The sequence below is a fragment of the Micromonospora fiedleri genome, from assembly GCF_016774385.1.
GTDB lineage: Bacteria > Actinomycetota > Actinomycetes > Mycobacteriales > Micromonosporaceae > Micromonospora > Micromonospora gifhornensis.
This window is the reverse complement of the sequence record NZ_JAETXL010000141.1, coordinates 1-255: the sequence shown is the minus strand read 5'-3', so window position 1 is coordinate 255 and position 255 is coordinate 1. Positions and strand designations below refer to the sequence as shown.

1 protein-coding gene is annotated in these 255 nt (G+C 63.5%); it reads right to left on the bottom strand.

Translation table 11 applies throughout. The features are described from left to right. Positions 1–255 (bottom strand): CRISPR-associated endonuclease Cas1 (locus JMF97_RS32555; protein ID WP_203224710.1); only part of this gene is annotated, 255 nt, incomplete at both ends.

Below are 255 nucleotides of genomic sequence, written 5' to 3'. Positions count from 1 at the left end.
TCGGTCGAGCCGCTGGCGGCGACGTCGAAGGCGACCGGAATAGTGTATTCGGCCTTGTAGAGGTCGGCGATGTCGTAGACAAAGGATCGGTCGTGCCCGGTGTGGACGAATCCCAGGCCGGGTGAGGTGCCAACAGCGACGATGACGGCGTGCACCACGCCGTACAGGCAGGCGTGGGCGGCGGACAGTGCCTGGTTGACGGGGTCGCTGCTGGTAAAGTCGTCTGGGTTGTACTCACGGTTGCTCCAGTTCACA